General features: G+C 35.1%; 16 protein-coding genes. 10 read left to right on the top strand and 6 right to left on the bottom strand.

The features are described 5' to 3' along the window. The first annotated feature begins 108 nt into the window (after nt 1–108). The 7 genes from ruvC to OQH61_RS08060 are packed head-to-tail and all read left to right on the top strand — an operon-like array spanning nt 109 to nt 7,493. The gene (gene ruvC / locus OQH61_RS08090) at nt 109–666 is read left to right on the top strand and encodes a crossover junction endodeoxyribonuclease RuvC (protein WP_266026922.1); all 558 of its coding nucleotides are present in this window, start codon (nt 109–111) and stop codon (nt 664–666) included. Next, nucleotides 663–2,063 (top strand): hypothetical protein, encoded by a 1,401-nt coding sequence (locus tag OQH61_RS08085; protein ID WP_266026921.1) that lies wholly within the window; start codon nt 663–665, stop codon nt 2,061–2,063. Before ruvC ends, OQH61_RS08085 begins: the two co-directional genes overlap by 4 nt. Continuing rightward, nucleotides 2,053–2,691: a hypothetical protein gene (locus tag OQH61_RS08080; protein ID WP_266026920.1), complete on the top strand. Its 639-nt coding sequence runs from the start codon at nt 2,053–2,055 to the stop codon at nt 2,689–2,691. The genes OQH61_RS08085 and OQH61_RS08080 overlap by 11 nt, the downstream gene beginning before the upstream one ends. Further along, a complete protein-coding gene (locus OQH61_RS08075) occupies nt 2,688–3,074 on the top strand; it encodes a hypothetical protein (protein ID WP_266026919.1) in 387 nt (128 codons plus the stop codon). Before OQH61_RS08080 ends, OQH61_RS08075 begins: the two co-directional genes overlap by 4 nt. Further along, a complete protein-coding gene (mshL, locus tag OQH61_RS08070) occupies nt 3,071–4,690 on the top strand; it encodes a pilus (MSHA type) biogenesis protein MshL (RefSeq protein ID WP_266026918.1) in 1,620 nt (539 codons plus the stop codon). The genes OQH61_RS08075 and mshL overlap by 4 nt, the downstream gene beginning before the upstream one ends. Then, the gene (locus OQH61_RS08065) at nt 4,690–6,258 is read left to right on the top strand and encodes a GspE/PulE family protein (RefSeq protein WP_266026917.1); all 1,569 of its coding nucleotides are present in this window, start codon (nt 4,690–4,692) and stop codon (nt 6,256–6,258) included. Before mshL ends, OQH61_RS08065 begins: the two co-directional genes overlap by 1 nt. Next, a complete protein-coding gene (locus OQH61_RS08060; RefSeq protein ID WP_266026916.1) occupies nt 6,255–7,493 on the top strand; it encodes a type II secretion system F family protein in 1,239 nt (412 codons plus the stop codon). Before OQH61_RS08065 ends, OQH61_RS08060 begins: the two co-directional genes overlap by 4 nt. On the opposite strand, the gene OQH61_RS08055 is transcribed toward OQH61_RS08060, so the two are convergent. Beyond that, a complete protein-coding gene (locus tag OQH61_RS08055) occupies nt 7,477–8,583 on the bottom strand; it encodes a DUF354 domain-containing protein (RefSeq protein ID WP_266026915.1) in 1,107 nt (368 codons plus the stop codon). The genes OQH61_RS08060 and OQH61_RS08055 overlap by 17 nt on opposite strands. Nucleotides 8,584–8,669: 86 nt before the next feature. Here OQH61_RS08055 and thyX point away from each other — a divergent pair, with 86 nt between their 5' ends. Continuing rightward, on the top strand, nt 8,670–9,320 hold the full coding sequence (gene thyX / locus OQH61_RS08050) for an FAD-dependent thymidylate synthase (protein ID WP_266026914.1): 651 nt from the start codon (nt 8,670–8,672) through the stop codon (nt 9,318–9,320). 1 nt (nt 9,321) lies between these two features. Here the strand turns inward: thyX and OQH61_RS08045 are convergent, their stop codons facing one another. From OQH61_RS08045 to OQH61_RS08030, 4 genes are read right to left on the bottom strand one after another with little or no spacing between them, the layout of a single operon-like run. Then, nucleotides 9,322–9,909 (bottom strand): hypothetical protein, encoded by a 588-nt coding sequence (locus OQH61_RS08045; protein WP_266026913.1) that lies wholly within the window; start codon nt 9,907–9,909, stop codon nt 9,322–9,324. Next, nucleotides 9,906–10,682: an MlaD family protein gene (locus OQH61_RS08040; RefSeq protein ID WP_266026912.1), complete on the bottom strand. Its 777-nt coding sequence runs from the start codon at nt 10,680–10,682 to the stop codon at nt 9,906–9,908. The genes OQH61_RS08045 and OQH61_RS08040 overlap by 4 nt, the downstream gene beginning before the upstream one ends. Continuing rightward, nucleotides 10,667–11,467 carry an ABC transporter ATP-binding protein gene (locus OQH61_RS08035; RefSeq protein ID WP_266026911.1) on the bottom strand — a complete coding sequence of 267 codons (801 nt, stop codon included), beginning with the start codon at nt 11,465–11,467 and terminating at the stop codon, nt 10,667–10,669. The genes OQH61_RS08040 and OQH61_RS08035 overlap by 16 nt, the downstream gene beginning before the upstream one ends. Next, nucleotides 11,464–12,579, bottom strand: a complete 1,116-nt coding sequence (locus tag OQH61_RS08030; protein ID WP_266026910.1) for an MlaE family ABC transporter permease — start codon at nt 12,577–12,579, stop codon at nt 11,464–11,466. Before OQH61_RS08030 ends, OQH61_RS08035 begins: the two co-directional genes overlap by 4 nt. Nucleotides 12,580–12,830: 251 nt before the next feature. Between OQH61_RS08030 and dnaN the strand changes: the two genes are divergently transcribed. Next, complete coding sequence (gene dnaN / locus OQH61_RS08025; protein ID WP_266026909.1) at nt 12,831–13,892, top strand: DNA polymerase III subunit beta; 1,062 nt, start codon at nt 12,831–12,833, stop codon at nt 13,890–13,892. 23 nt (nt 13,893–13,915) lie between these two features. Next, nucleotides 13,916–16,234 (top strand): DNA topoisomerase (ATP-hydrolyzing) subunit B, encoded by a 2,319-nt coding sequence (gyrB, locus tag OQH61_RS08020; RefSeq protein WP_266026908.1) that lies wholly within the window; start codon nt 13,916–13,918, stop codon nt 16,232–16,234. Nucleotides 16,235–16,251: 17 nt separating this feature from the next. Here the strand turns inward: gyrB and OQH61_RS08015 are convergent, their stop codons facing one another. Continuing rightward, nucleotides 16,252–17,301, bottom strand: a complete 1,050-nt coding sequence (locus OQH61_RS08015) for a hypothetical protein (RefSeq protein ID WP_266026907.1) — start codon at nt 17,299–17,301, stop codon at nt 16,252–16,254. Between the last annotated feature and the right edge of the window lie 207 nt (nt 17,302–17,508).

Here is a 17,508-nt window from a genome sequence, read left to right as displayed (position 1 = left end):
TAATTTCACTATGTGAATAAAATGTGAAAAATCAAAAATCCTTTGGGTTTTTAATAACAAATATGGAAGTGAAATTATAATGAAAAAAACTTTTAATTTGGATTAAAATTGCATATCTTAGGTATAGACCCCGGAAGTAGAAATTGTGGTTATGCAATTATCAATTACACGCCCCACACACATTCGCTTAGACTTATTGAAGCAGGCATTATCAAAATCAAAGAGCGTGATTTACAAGCCCAAATTATGGAGTTTGTAGAAGGCATTGACTTGGTAATTAAAAGCATTCATATTGATGAGGTAGCGATTGAAGATATATTTTTTGCTTACAACCCTCAAAGTGTCATCAAACTTGCTCAATTCCGGGGCGCATTAAGTCTAAAAATTCTCCAAGAGATTGGAAATTTTGCCGAATACACACCACTACAAGTCAAAAAAGCAATCACAGGTAATGGCAAAGCAGATAAAACCCAAGTTGCATTTATGGTGAAGCGCATTTTGGGGCTCAAAGGTGAAATCAAGCCTCTTGATATTACAGATGCAATTGCTATTGCTATTACGCATTCTCAACGTATCGGGGCAAATGATGCTCATTCCACACCCAATCTCCAATGTGCAATGCCCTTAGAATCTCTTTCTGCCAATTCTTCTAAAGGCTGTGTATGACACAAAAAATATACACATTCTTTGATTCTCAAACACATATCTCTTATGCCTTTGAAAACAATACAATCACGCCTTGTAAAAAATGTCCAAAAAAATATGATATTCTCTCATTTTCGGCTACACATCTTATTCATCTTGCCATTGAAATAGATAAATCAGCTCTTGCTTCCCCGCAACTCTCTTCTTTGCTTTTTGGCTATGCTTATGAAAAATCTGTCCTCAATGCTCCTGTGGATACTTATAAATTATATTTTATTCCCCGCGCACATCTTTTTGATGAACAAAAATGTGTATGCGAAAGCTTTTTCTTTGATAGAAATGCCTTGAAAGGCTTGCCTCCATCTCGCGTTTTCACCTGTGATATATTCCTGCCTTTTGGATTTTCCTCTCTTGAGCCTTGCACCAATAACTTTCTAGTATGGACACAATCATATTTATGCTACTTTGAAAATGCTGCGCTTAAAGAAATTTGCCCTTTAAAATCCACCATACAATCTGCGCTTCCAATATCTTTTGCAAACCCTGCTGAAGATTCATATTCTATGCTAGATTCCCATAACAACGTGCAGCTTTTTGTTGAGATTACCTCACACATCTCTTATTTGCAAGAAGCTCATAATAAACACTTTGAATGCATTTATACCACTGCACCATTAAAAGATTTGCCCAATGATATGCCTTATTCTATCTTGCCCTTAAGTGAGCTTTCTCCCCACACACAAAAGCTTGATTATGATGCACTCAAGGCAATTTTGGCTTTTGAATATATTGCTATTTATGATAATTTACTTTCTCAAGGCTTATCACACACTTTGCCTCATTTTATCCTAAAACCCAATATACGCAAAAAGCTTTATTATGTTCTAGCCATATTGTTTGGAATATTTATGCTTTTTATCCCTTTGCTTCTTGCGCTGCATAATCGTCATTTAGAATCTGCCATTGCGCAACTTAATGCACAAAGCGAAGCTCTTTTTACGCCCAAAGAGATACCACAAGAGCATATTCAAACTGCACATACTTTAGAACAACTCCTTGCTCAACAAAACGCGTTTATCACAGATATGAATACCCTATCGCTTTGGCAACAAACCTACAACCAACGCTATGCTTTCGTTAGAGATATTTTTGCCCAATGCGATAAAGAACACATTACACTTGAAAACATAGAATTTACTTTTAGCCCACAAGTATTTATAGCCTCACTCACAGCAAGCTCTCCTTCTCAAATCCATCTCTCTGCTCTTCTTGCTCAACTTAATACACAATCTCAACAACACGCTTTTTTACACATTTCTTCACCTTCAAACTTAGATTCTCAAACAACACAAAACGAACAAGAATTGACATCTGCGCATTTTTACTCACATATTTTGGTCATTTATTATGCGATTTGATATACTCTCACCTCTTTATAACTCTTATCAAGCTACAAAAAAAGCTTTTGAGCATTTCCTCTCCACTAAAACCACGAGGGAAAAATATTTTCTTATTACCACCATAGCTTTATGCGTGTGCTTTTTTGTGATTGATTTTGTTTATTTGCCTTTATTAGAAAAGCATAGCGCACTTTCGCGCCTTCATACACATACCCTTAAGGAATTTGCTCTTTCTTCGGATTCTATCCAAAATGCTACATCTGCACATTTAGAGCAAAACCAAAATATGCAAGAAAATCTCCGCATTACACAAGAAAATATTGCACTCATACAAAGCTACCTCCAAGAAAACACACAAGAATCTCATCTTAATCCCTTTGCGCTTATGTCTGAACTTATTCATTTTGCCAAAACACATCACATTTCGCTCTCTTCATTCTCTCCTCACACTACTCTTGATGCGCTAGGTATAGAGGGTATGGGGAGCTTTGAAGAGATTGTGGCACTCCTTGATTTTATAGAATCTCATCGTTTTTTTAGCGTTGATACGCTTACACTCAAATCTTTTAATGACACGCTTATTCATTTTAGCATAATGGTTATAGATTATCGCCCTAAAAGCCCTATTTATAGGGAATCATTATGAAAATATATGGTTTTTTATTCGGCATTTTTACCCTCACTCCTTTGAGTGCCTCCTCATTAAATGTTCAAAGCACACATTCTAGCCCTCAAGAGATTCAATCACTCATAAAAGATTCTCAAAGTTTCTCCAAAACCTCATCACAAGAGATTTTACACGCTCTCATTAATCCTTTTTGGCACGAGGATTCTCAATCTTACCAACCCCTCCGCCTTAATGCCATCATTAATGGTAAGGCTCTTATTAATGAGCAATGGCTCAATGTGGGCGAACACATTGAAGGATACCTGATTGTTAAAATAGAATCTCAATCTGTTATTGTGCAAAAAGCAAAAACACAATTTAGTCTTGCAATAGGCGAAAAAATAATAAAAGGAAATCAATGAAGCGAAATGTATTGTCTATAAGTTTGTATCTTTATCTCGTGCCACTGATTGATTTTGCGTGCGATACGCCTATTAACATTCGCTCAAGCAGCAATGCTCCTTTAAGTAAAATCATTGAAGAAATTGCCACACAATGCCACCTTAGTGTCATATATCTGCAAGAAAATACCAAAACAATGCTTGATAACAAAAAAACATCTATTCATATTGCAAACAAATCTCTTAAAAATGTCCTTGATAGCCTTGTTGTAGGAAATGATTTTCACTATACCTTGCAGAAAGACACACTGAAAATTGGCTTTTTACTCACTAAAACCTTTGAAATTAGCTATATTGCTACTACTCGTGTAGGCTCAAGCAATACCGATATTATTTTCTCACAAGATAACCAAGTCCAATCTCTTTACAATACCACTCACTCTGCGCCTCTTGCATTTTCAAATTTTGAAATGCAATCTCAAGCGCACAAAATGGCAATGGATAAAGCCACTTCAAACAATCCTAGCATTGGCAAAAGCGGCACAAAAATTTATAGTATTGATGAAATTGATTTTTGGGGTGAGCTACAAAATGAAATTGCGGGGGTTGCTTATGCTCCCGGTGATGTATATCAGCCGCAAATAGCGGAATTAAAAGGGAAAAACAAAGATATTATCATCAATAAAGCTGCAGGATTGCTTACAATCACAGCTTCTCCACTGCAAATAAAACGTGTTGAGCGTTATATAGCGCAACTTAATGATAAGATTCAAAAACAAGTGCTTATTGATGTGCATATTCTTAATGTCCAACACACAGATAATCAAACCTATGGTATTGATTGGAATGAATTTTATAAACTTGGCAATCTTATGACTCTCCCCGCAGAAAATCAAAATGCAAGTAGCGGGAGTATAAATTCAAGCGGAGGTAGCTTCGCAATTAATGTGTTTTCACAGGGAGTCAATATGAATCGTATCATAGAATTTTTACAAACCTATGGCAAAGTCCAATCCATCTCTAATCCAAAAGTCCTTACCCTTAATAATCAACCCGCCATTATTAGCGTAGGAAGTGTGCTTCGTTATTCGCAAAACACCACCTATCAAACTACTACGCAAGGCACTTCGGTGCAAAATAACTCTCAAGCCTTTCCCTCCGTTTTTGCTGGGATTCTCCTTGATGTAACACCAAGTATCAAAGATGACAAGATTATTCTTAAAATCAACCCCTCTATCACCAAAACAAAAGATATTTCTATTGAAAACCAAACAATCGCCCTAAATGCACCGCCCAATCTTTCTACCAAACAACTTTCTTCGCTTGTGCAAGTTAAAGATGGCGAACAAATTGTGCTTGGAGGCTTGATTGATAAAACAGAAGGGCAAACTACTCGTAAAGTTCCTATTCTTGGCGATATTCCTTTTATCAAGTATTTCTTTAGTTATAAGCAAAACATCAAAGAAACTCAAGAAATGGTTATTGTCATAGCGCCTCATATCGTACGCCTAGATGCCAACAAAATTCCTGCTAATCAAAAAGTAGAGCAAACCCAAGAAACAGATTTTACAGACAATAAAAATATACCAAATTCTCAAAACACGCCACTTCCAACAGAAACACCAAAGGAACAATAATGCGTTCCAAAGTATATGTGCAATTCCCGCCTGTAAATCTCCTTGAACATACCCTTTGTTCTTGGTGCCTAAACGCTCTTGAATATAAATTTATCCTCAAGCACCAATGTTTAATCTTTTTTGCAGATTCCCAAAATGTGCATATTGCACTCAAAAATACACAAGCACCACTTGAACTTATACGAGCCCACATCTCGCATCTTTATCCACATTTAAATATACAATTTTTCTGCGCCACAAATGAAGCTTTTGATATACAAGCGCGTCATATACGCATATTTCAACATTTTTGCACACTTAAAAATGCGCTTTTAGCCCAACACAAAAACCCACAAAATACAAATGAAAACCAAGATATAAGTGTTGTGCAACTCCTTGATTTTATCTTACAAACTTGCATTGAAGAGGGTGCGAGCGATATACATTTTGAATGTCAAAATGTTGTGCAAGATTCTCCAATCTATAAATATACACAAGATAAGCATAAAGCAAGGGTGCGAATACGCGTAGATGGTATGCTAAGAGAACGCTTTAGTCTAGAATCAGATGTATTTGAAGCTCTTAGCTCTCGCTTAAAGCTTGAATGTGAGCTTGATATTACCCAAATACGACAAAGTCAAGATGGACGCTTTAGTCGTGAATTTGGTGCGCAATCTTATGATTTTCGTCTCTCTGTCCTCCCCGCTTTTGGTGGAGAATCTATTGTCATTAGAATCCTTAACAAAAATACACAAACAATCACTCTCCAATCACTTGGTTTTAATTGCGCACATTTAGATATAATAAAGCGCAATATTATCGCCCCCTATGGTATTATTCTGCTTACAGGACCCACAGGAAGCGGTAAATCTACTACGCTTTATGCCATATTAGAATCTATAAAGTCTCCGACTAAAAAAATCATCACTCTTGAAGACCCTATTGAGTATCAAATGGAGCTTGTAACCCAAGTAATTGTTAATGAAAAACATAATTTTGGCTTTGCAAAAGCTTTAAGGGCGCTACTGCGACACGACCCTGATGTATTAATGGTGGGAGAAATACGCGATGAGCAAAGCCTTGAAATTGCACTAAGAGCTTCTTTAACTGGGCATTTGGTGCTTTCAACACTTCACGCCAATGATTCTTTGGGCGTAGTGGAACGTTTGCTTGATATGGGAGCACAAAATTATCTACTCGCCTCAAGTCTCCGTTTAATTATTTCTCAAAGACTTGTAAGAAAACTCTGCCCACATTGCAAAACCCCTCTTTCCCTGCAAGATATGAAACAAACGCTTATAAAATACAATCTGCAACATTTTAACGATAAAATAAAAAATGGTGTGTTTTTTGCTCCTCGTGGCTGTGGATATTGCAATATGCAAGGATTTAGTGGGCGTGTACTCATTGCTGAATGCCTTGAAAATGCTGATATACTCTGCTCTTATATCAAATCGCCCCACAATAAAGCTCAAATGCTACAATCCCTACAAGAAAAAGGATTTGAAAGTATGTTTGAAAATGGATTGAAGATTGTAAGTGAGGGCTTAAGTTCTTTTGAAGAAGTGTATAGGGTATGCAAAATATGAAAAAATTACCACAAAAATATCTTATTAAGGGTATTAAGGACAACAAACACATTCAAATAACACTTTTTGCAACTTCATACGAAAGTGCCAAAGAGCTCAGTTTGCATAAGCATAATGTTTATCCTATTGAAATTAAAGCCTTAAGTGGTTTTGAATTTTTGCACCTACAAATCCTACACCTTGATAACAAAATCACAAAACAAGATATAAGCGCACTTTTCTTACAAATCTCTATTATGCTTTGTGCCTCATTGCCAATCCTTGAAGTCATTGAAGTATGTGCCAAAAATACCAAAAAAATAGCCTTAAAGCGAATTTTACTTGAAATCGCCTATCGTCTGAATCTTGGACAAAAACTCTCTGTCGCTTTTAAAGAGCATAAGGACATTTTTGGCGATATGACTTGGAGTATGCTAGCACTTGGAGAAAAAAGCGGGGAGCTTGGCGAGATTTTTAAGATGTTAAGCGCTCATCTTGCAAGAGAACATAAAAACAAAAGCAAGGTTAAGCGCGCACTCTTTTATCCTTTACTTGTGCTTATAAGCATTATTAGCGCATTTGTTGGGATTGTAATGTTTGTGCTACCTGAATTTTTGGTAATGTTTGAAGAATTAAGTGTGAATCTCCCTATTTATACGCGCATTCTTATTTATATGCAGTCTTTTTTTGAGCATTTTGGGCTTATTTTTATTCTTGGGATTGCGCTTATAGCTCTTGGATTCCAAAGATTATATAAACATTCCTTCAACTTCAAGCACAAAATACACGCCTTGCTTTTGCATCTGCCATTTGTTGGCGAGATTATGAAGCTTAATTTTTTTTATCAATACACTTTTACACTTTTTTTGCAACTCAAGTCCGCTACACCACTTGATTTGGCTCTCTCCCTTAGTAATGATGCACTTAGTAATCTCGCACTCAAAGCACAATTTAACAAAGTGCTTGAATATGTTAAAAATGGCAAAAGCCTCTCTTTGGCACTTATACAAGAAGAAATGCTTGATGAAATTTCTTTAGCACTTCTTGCTGCCGGAGAGCAAAGCGGCAAACTCCCTGAAATGCTTGAAGTATGTGCAAAACGATTTGAGGAAGTTGCCCAAGAAAAAATAGATTTTCTTATCTCGCTTATTGAGCCAATTTTAAGCCTCTGTATGGGGGTGTTGCTTTTATTTTTAGCCTTGGGTGTGTTTGTGCCTATGTGGGATATGAGTGCAAATGCTATGAGTGGCACATAAGAGATTTAATATGAGGCAAAATCGTGCTAAAATCTGCACCATTTGGCGCAAATAAATCATCTCTTTTGCAAGGGGGTGTGCGAGAGGAAAGTATTTCATCTACACATCTCATCACTTCTTCCACACTTTTGGCGTGATACATAAGCTTATGTTTAAGCAAAAATCTATCGTGAAAAAGCAAAAGTGAGCGCGTTGAAATCACGGGTATGCCCAAATAACACGCTTCAAGATTCATTGTTCCGCCTCCGCCAAGAAGCATATCTATAAAAGGGTAAAATGCTTTGGGTTCAAGTTTTTGCTTAAGAATCTTCACATATTTATCCTTGCCAAAAAGAGATTCTAACTCCTGCTCTCCATAGCGAGGCATTAAGAGCACATTTACCTTACCACTTTGTGCCAAGAGCATAACACTCTGATAAATAATGGGTAGCTTTTGCTTCACATAATGCGCTTTGTATTCCTCCTCACGCACAAGAATGATGGGTAAATTCTCATCTAATCCCAAATGTGTGCAAAATGCTGCCCTCTCTTTGCAATCTCGTGAAAATGAGAGTGGCACATCTTGTAACCATAAAGCGACATCAATAAAATTATAGGCTTTAACTTGGCTGGGTTGTAAGCCCAAACTTGTATAACATATTTCTGGCACAACAAAAGGACGAAATACAAGTGCAGAGAGCGGTAAGGTAAGGCGAGAGAGAATTGTTAAGTCTTTAAGGCAAAAACGCTCTCCTGCCACAGGAGTATCAGCAAAATGCACCACAGGTATGCCCAAGCCAAAAGCGCACTGCACACCATCAACACTTGCACCTGTAATAAAAATACGAGGCATCTCTCCAAGTGTATTAAAAAGCTCCAAAAAACCTATTTGTCGCTCTAAACGCGATTGAAACTTTCCTAGTTTGCTTGCCCCACCATATCCGCCAATAGCATACGATTGTATATTAAAAAGCTCCAAAAGCCTTGCACACTCATCATAATTTGCGCTTTTGCGCGTGGTTACAATGACAGAATCTAATGCCTTAAGCTGTGAGAGGAGTGATTTAAAAAACAGCACATATTTTGGATCAATAATATCAAGCCAAATCATTTACGCCTCATTTGTATTAAATTTTTTAAATTGCGTTAAGATTCTATTCAAGCAAACCTCACAATATCATAAAAGGAATACAAACTATGGAAGAATCTCGCTCGTGTAATATTGCTATCACTCTTTTGCATTATACGCCACTGCATATTTGTAGTAATGCTATTCGCACCTGTTGGCAGAGCTTTGATAAAGGCGATAATGGTGGAGAAAAAGATATTGAACTTATTGATAGAGTGGGCAATAAATTTAAGCACGCTAGCACTTTAGAACATTTGTATTATAATTTTTATATCAAAGGTATTTCACGAGCGTGCTTGCAAGAGCTTGCGCGTCATCGTCTTGCAAGTTATAGCGTAAAATCATCGCGCTATACGCTTAAAGAACTCAAAAATCTTCCTAGTTTTTTGCCAATAAATGAAGAGAATCTCGCTCGTGCAGAGCAGTTTGTTGTTTTTACACATAATAAAGAGGTGGATATTGCCTCGCTTAAGGCGCTTGAGAATCTACGCGAGATTTTATGCAAGAACATAAGTAACGATATTGCCAAATTTGCTATGCCAGAATCTTACCGCACAGAACTAAGTTTTAGCATTAATGCGCGAAGTTTGCAAAATTTCCTTTCTTTGCGCACTTCTAAATCTGCGCTTTGGGAGATTCGTGCTTTAGCTCTTAGCATATTTAATGCATTGCCCGAAGAACATCGCTTTATTTTTCAAGATTGTGTGCCCGAATCTTAATTTATAATGCCTTGAGCATTTTATCAAGCACTTCATCGCTTGCTTTTGCAAATCCAAGCGCCATATTTTGTTTAGAAATAGAATCTAAGGGTACTTTGGAAGTAAGAGTGCCACTTTTGCTTTGAGTATAGCTCCTCATATTTAAAACTTCATAAAACACGCTCATTTGTGCGCTATAAGTGCCTTTTTCATCAAGCACTTGTAAAGATAAAAGAGATACTTTAAGAATCTTATCAAACTTTTGTGTGCCAAAGGGCTCAATAGATATTTGAAAACATTTATTTTGTAACTTTGAGAGGAGTTTTGTTTTAAGCATTTCTTTTGGGGAATTTATCCATTTTTTTCCTTTAATTTCACTCACTTGTAAGGTTGCATTATCAAATAATATCAATGAATTGCTATCAAAAGGGCTAGGAGCATAAACATCTAGTAGTCCGATAGTTTTGGGTTTTAGAACCTTACACTCTTGCTTTTGTGTATTTGATGTATATAGAGTGAAATACTCTGTTTTTTCCATTTCAGAAGCAATCTTAATATCAACACAACCTCCGAATATAAATCCACATAGACATAAAATATATAATTTCATTTTTTATCCTTTTGAGAGGATTGATTTTGCTTCCCAAAGAGGCTGTTATAAGGGTCTTTGTCCATTTTATCCATAAATTGTGAAGCGTGATTAAAAAATTTACTCATATCTTGCAAGCTCCTTTGAAATTGAAAAAGTGTAGGTGTGAGAATCTCACGCAAATTATATTCACCTCTTTGCATATTGTTATTTATCTGCACACTTATGCTTTGAAGATTCTGTGTAGAAGAACGTAATTCTTTAATCATCATATTAATTTCTCGGAGATTTTCTTCATTCAAACCATTATTAAGATTTTTGAGCAAAGATGCCATATCATCGCTTAACTCACTTGCTTTACTCATAATCTTTTCAATACTTCCCTTATCAAGTTCAAGCACCTTTTTACCTTCAGTATTTTTTTGGAGTACTTCCCCTCCATTACCTTGAATAAGTGAAAGATAATTCGCTCCTGCTAATCCTTGAGAACTAATGACAACTTTAGCATTTTCGCGCACATAAAGTTGAGAATCTATAAGCATTTGAACTTCTATTATGCCCTCTTTAATATCCTTAAAGTTTATAGATTGAACCCGTCCTACGCTGATACCTTTATATTTTATAGGCGTATTTGCACCTATGCCACTTACTTCATCAGAACTATATGCGTAATAATGTGTATATCGTGTAGAATCTATTTCAAAACGATTAAGCCATAATATAAAAGCAACCATTAATATCAGAATAATAAAAAAGAGAGTGCCAATCCACACATATTTTATATTGCGTTCCATTTATTATCTCCTTTTGTTTGTTCAAAACTTTGCCAAAATCTTTTCCCTCGCTGCCCTGAAAAGATTTTGGCGTGAGCGTGTCCTTGCTGCTTTTGATGATAAAGCTCTGATAATGTGCCCTCAAATACAATATGCTTATCTTCAAGCAAAATCAATCTATCTACGCTATCTTTAATAGAATCTAAATCGTGTGTTACCATTACAATCGTAATTTTCAATATTTCTTTAAGCTTAATAATCAAACTATCAAATCGTTCCGAACTCTGTAAATCAAGACCGCTTGTAGGTTCATCTAAAAATAAAATATCAGGACTAAGTGCTAAAGCTCGTGCAAGTGCTACGCGCTTTTTCATACCACCAGAGAGTTCATAAGGATATTTATACGCGACTTTAGAATCTAATCCCACCAAATCAAGCCACATTCTTGATAAATGCTCAATAGTGCGTGTATCATAATGACTCTTTTGTGTGAGTAAAAAAGCAACATTATCAAGCACATTCATTGATGAAAACAATGCTCCAAATTGAAACATCACACCACAACGATTAAGAATCCTCCCTCGTTTATCTTCAGGCAATGCCCAAATATCTTCTCCAAAAAATTCTATTTTCCCAGAGGTAGGCTTTTCTAAAAAAAGCATATTTTTGAGTAATGTGCTCTTGCCGCTACCACTGCCACCTAGAATACCAAAAATTTCACTTCTTTTCACATCAAAACTAATCCCATTGTGAATAATAACATCACCATATTGTGTATAAAGCTCACGCACTTTAATAATACTCATATATCAAGCCTTGTTGTAATAACTGAAAATATTGCATTGATTAAAATCACCCAAAAAAGAGCATTGACTACGCTTTTTGTCGTTTCAATTCCTACAGATTCTGTATCTCCTTTGACATACAATCCACGAAAACAACCCACAAGAGCAATAGCTGCTCCAAAAAATGGTGCTTTTATCATTCCTACTAAAAAATGATTAATACCCACATATTCATAAAATCTCTCCAAATATTGCACAAAATTAATGCCTGTTTGCATTTCTACTGCAAGCATTGCTGCAAGCAAACTCACACTATCAGCCAAAAACACTAATAAAGGCATTACAATAATAAGTGCTAAAACACGTGGTAAGACAAGATAATCAAAAAGACTTAGATTCATTGTTTTAAGTGCATCACTTTCTTCTGTAAGATTCATTACGCCAATCTGAGCACTAAAAGCCGATGAACTTCGCCCAGCAACCACAATAGCTAAAATAAAAGGTCCCATTTCACGCAAAGAGAGCTTTGCCACTATCTCCACACTCATTAAAGGTACACCCATTTTTTCTAATTGCAAAACTCCCTGTAAAGCAATCGCATAACTTACAATAAAAGCAGTAAGCAAAGCAACAGGCAAAGCCTTGAATCCAGCCTCGTTCATATGATAAAATATAGAACCACACTTAAAACGGCGTGGTGAGAGAAGCGCAAGAAAAAAATACCATAAACACATACCACAAAAGTTTAAAAAATTTAAAAAACTCTCAAAAAACTGCTCTATACGCTTTCCTAGAGGAATTAAAAACCATTGTGAAATCTTTAAAGATAAAGTAGTATGAATGACATTTTCCTCATTTTCTTTTGGTAATGAAGAACAAAGAGTCTGAAAAATCTCATTTGTTCGGGTATTCGCACCTATAATTTGTGCATCTTTATCTGTTATAAGTTCATAAATAAACGCACAAAAAACAAAATCTGCTTTTGTAACTCGTTTAAAATCAATACTCAATTTATTTTGAGAAATAATAGCTTCACTTAAAGCTTCGCGTTGCTTCTTAGATAATGAATAATCACATCTACCCTGAAGTTCTATAAATGTTCTATCTCCTTGAAAACTAACTCTAAAATCCATCATACACCTTGTAATATAAAATATACGCAGAATCTAAGAAATAAATTATAACAAAAGCTTGTAATCTAAAATAGAAATTATCCAAACTCTAAGAATTTTTAAGCTATAATAGATGTGAAATAATGTGAAAGATACACCATCACTTTTCACATTTAAACACCAAAGTAGAAGCGGTTTTAGGAGTAACTTTTCACTTTTTCACTTTACCTACTACCTCTACTTAAATAATTTTATTACAAAGGACATTGCAGATGAAAATCTCACTTCCAAAAAGCGCACTAGAAACAATCCTCACAAACTGCCAAAATTTCCTTGACAAAAGAGACAGGTCGCAAATCACCTCTCATATCTACTTTGAAACACAAGATGATAAACTTCTCCTCAAAGCCACAGATTATGAAATTTGGCTTGAATCTTACATTAATGTCCCCTGCCAAGCACAAGGAAATGCAACAGCCAATGGAAAACAGATTCTTGATATTATTAAACGTCTCAAAGATGATAATGTTACCATTGAAACAAAACAAGATTCTCTGCACATATCTCAAGGAAAAGCACGTACAAAACTCCCTATGTTTAACGCTGATGAGTTTCCAAAATTTCCAGAATACGATGTAAATGCACAGATTAATATAGAATCTGATAAATTCTTAAGTTCCATTAAAAAAATCAATCCAGCTGTGGATACAAACAATCCAAAATATGAACTCAATGGTTCTTTGCTTGATATTAAAGATTATAGTTTTAATTTCGTAGCTACTGACACAAGACGCCTTGCACTCATTGAATACAAAAGCCAATCTATTAACGCTCTCTCTCTTGTGATACCCAAAAAAGCGATCAATGAGATTCAAAAGCTCTTTGTAGATACACTTGAAATTTATCATAACCCTACACATTTGATTCTTAAAAACAATGATTATACTTTCTATACAAAGCTTATTAGTGGCAAATATCCAGATTATGAAAAAATCATTCCCAAAGAATTTAAACACAAAATCACTCTTCCCAAAGATAAATTTGTTGATGCTTTACAATTTGTTAAATCACTTGCAAATAATATCAAAATCATTCTTACACCAAATGAAGTGCTTTTTGAGTCTCTTAATGAAGAAAGTGGTGAAGCTTCTACACAAATTGAAGTGCAAACAAACATTGAGAATCTCACACTTGGCATTAATTCTAAATATATTTTAGATTTTCTCTCACAAATTGATGCTAATGAATTTACACTTTGTATCAATGAGCCAAACACTCCATTTGTCGTAATGAGTGAAAATTTTTCAACCGTTATTATGCCTGTGATTCTCTAAAAATAAAAGTGGAGCTTACATCAATGGAAAAAAAAGAATATCAAGCAAGTAATATTAAGGTTTTAAAAGGCTTAGAAGCCGTCCGAAAGCGCCCGGGTATGTATATTGGTGATACAAACTCTGGTGGATTACACCATATGATTTATGAAGTGGTAGATAATTCAATAGATGAAGCTATGGCAGGGTATTGTGATAGAATCAATATTACTCTCACTATGGAAGGTAGTGCTATTATTGAGGATAATGGGCGCGGAATCCCCGTAGATATTCACCCCACTGAAAATCTCCCGGCAGCCACACTTGTGCTTACGACACTTCACGCAGGTGGGAAATTTGACCAAGATACTTATAAAGTCTCTGGCGGATTACACGGCGTAGGTGTGAGCGTAGTCAATGCTCTTTCTAAACATCTTATTATGACTATTAAAAAAAATGGGCATATCTATCGTCAAGAATTTGCTAAAGGTATTCCTCAAAGTGATTTAGAAATTATTGGCAATACTAAAAAACACGGCACAACTATTGAGTTTTTCCCCGATGGGGAAGTAATGGAAGTGCTTGAGTTTGATGCAGAGATTCTCATACGCCGCTTTAAAGAAATGGCATATCTTAATCACAACATTACTATTCATTTTAAAGATGAACGCACACAATTTGAGGAAACTTATCACTTTGAAGGAGGTTTAAAACAATTTATCCAAGATGTAAATAAAAAGCCCCTCATTTCATCAATCATAAGTTTCGAAGCAAGCGAACAAGAGAGTGAGATTGAAATTGCTCTTGCTTATAATGAAGGCTATGATGAAAAGGTTTTAAGCTTTGTGAATAATATCCGCACACCTGATGGTGGAACACACGAAGCTGGATTTAGAGCAGGACTAAGTCGTGCAATTATGAATTATATTGAAGCAAATGCAAATGCACGCGAAAAAGATGCAAAGGTAAGTGGTGAAGATGTGCGTGAGGGACTTGTAGCAATTATTTCTACCAAGATTATTGACCCTCAATTTGAAGGACAAACTAAAGGTAAGCTTGGGAGCTCTTTTGTTAAGCCTATTGTACAAAAGCTTACTTATGAAAAACTCTCAAAATTCTTTGAGGAAAATCCCAATGAAGCTAAAGCTATTATGCAAAAAGCCATTATGGCAGCACGAGGGCGAGAAGCAGCAAAAAAAGCGCGTGATTTAACGCGTAAAAAAGAGAATTTTTCGGTTGGTACTTTGCCCGGTAAGCTTGCAGATTGTCAAAGTAAAGACCCGAGTGTATCAGAAATTTATCTTGTAGAGGGTGATAGCGCAGGTGGAAGTGCAAAACAAGGACGAGATAGAACTTTTCAAGCAATTTTGCCATTGCGGGGTAAAATTTTGAATGTTGAAAAATCGCGCCTTGATAAGATTTTAAAATCTGATGAAATTAAAAATATGATTACTGCCTTTGGTTGTGGGATAGGCGAGGAATTTAACTTAGAAAAATTGCGCTATCATAAAATCATTATTATGACAGATGCAGATGTTGATGGAAGCCACATTCAAACACTTTTAATGACATTTTTCTATCGTTATTTAAAGCCTTTAGTGGAAAATGGACATATTTACATTGCTCAACCACCGCTTTATCGCTATAAAAAGGGTAAAAAGGAAATTTATCTCAAGGACGAACGCGCTTTAAGTGAATATTTAATTGAAAATGGTATTGAAAATTTCAAGTTTGAGGGCGTTGGTAACCGCGAATTGCTTGAGATTCTTAAATTTATTTCACATTATCGCTCAATTCTTAAAGAGTTAGAAAAACGTTATCCGATGATTGAAGTTGTGCGTTATTTGGTTGAAAATGAGCAGCTTGATAATCTTAGCCTTGAGGCATTAAGCCAAAATGTAGAATCATATCTCATAAGTAAAGAATGTAATATTTTAAATAAAACAACTACGCAAGAGCAAATTACACTTTATGTGCAGACAAAAGTAGGGCTTGTAGAGCTTAATATTAATGATACGCTTTTTATGGATAATTTTTTCCAAGAAGCGCGATTTATTTATAAGAAAATTGCCGATAGGGATTTAGGATTCTTAAATGATGAAGATATGATTACTTTCTTAGAGCGAATTGAGGAAAGTGCGAAAAAAGATGCCTATATCCAACGATACAAAGGTTTAGGGGAGATGAATCCAGACCAGCTATGGGAAACAACAATGATTCCGCAAAATCGCACACTTTTGCGTGTGAAAATTGATGATGATATAAATACTGATGAAATTTTCACGCTTTTTATGGGTGATGAGGTAGAGCCACGAAGAGCATATATCCAAGCACACGCTAAAGATGTAAAACACCTTGATGTGTAGATTCTATAAAAGTAGAATTATTTTATGTTTTTATCATTCATAATTTCTATGATTTCGCTCATATCATAGTTTTTTAGTTTTGATTCTAGCTTTGCGATGTAGTTTTCAATATTGCTAGAATCCAAATAAATCCCAAAATCTTTAATGGGTTGGAATTCTTCATTTGTAAGTGTTTGAGTGATGAGTGTCCCCACATAAGGATAAAAATGAGAAGAATCAAAATAATGTTCTTTGAAATTTTCTGTGATTTCATTAAAACCCATAAACTGATAAAGCCCACCAAAGATTTCAATATGTATTCTTAACCATTTTTTATATTCTTCCCACCTCTTGGCAAAGTTAATTTCAGCTGCGAGTTGAATCACAGGTATAGGAGAGGTATAAATCACAAATTGAGCATTTGGATTATGAGCTTTTATAGTATTCAAAATATTTCTTAAAACTTCTTCATCAAAATCATAGTTTTTTCCAATAAAGCCAGAAGTTATTGCTTTTAAGCCATATTTGAGTGCAAAGATTCTATCTTTTTCATCTATTTTTTCGTGATATTTGATATTATCTCTTGAATAATATATATCACCCTTATTTTTTCTGTTTATGTTGATTAAGGGAATATTTTTTAATTGTTCGTTTGTAATAAATAAATTTGAGATTCTATTGAAAGGATTATCAAGTGGCTCAAAGGCAACTCTTAATCTTTCTTTTACCTCTTCTTTGAGTTTGATATTAGAGCCAAAAAAATCTATTTGCAAATAAATTGTTCTCAAAGAATGCCCTTTTTGTTTCATTAGTTCTAAGTAGTCTTCATATTCAAAAGGGTTCATAGAGGAAGCAGCAAAATTAAAAAGCTTGTGTTCTTTAAAATCATATTGATTGACATAAGTTGCCCTAGAGCTACCCAGTAGAACAGAGTCATAAGATTCTTTTTTACCATAATAAATTCTATTTACCTTTTCTACCCTCTCATTAATGGAGTTGAAAAAATAGTTATATTTATGTGAGATTCCATATAAGAAATAAGGGTCAATGAAAATATTTAAAAAAGCTATTACGTTAAAAATAGACATTACGCATAAAAATACGCCTACAATCCACTTTCTTTCGTTCCTAGGTTTGTTAAATAGGTTTATTAAAGCATTTAATTGCATTTTATGCCTTTAAAAATTAAAATAAAGAAATTTAGTGTAGGGGTTGTTTCCTAATGCAAGTAAAGAGCAAAATAAAAACGCGCTTGTGAGGATAACATTGTAAAGATTTGGCACAAACCCCTTCAA

The organism is Helicobacter sp. MIT 21-1697, assembly GCF_026241255.1.
GTDB lineage: Bacteria > Campylobacterota > Campylobacteria > Campylobacterales > Helicobacteraceae > Helicobacter_C.
Note: the sequence above shows the minus strand (reverse complement) of the source record. Positions and strands in the feature narration are given on the sequence as shown.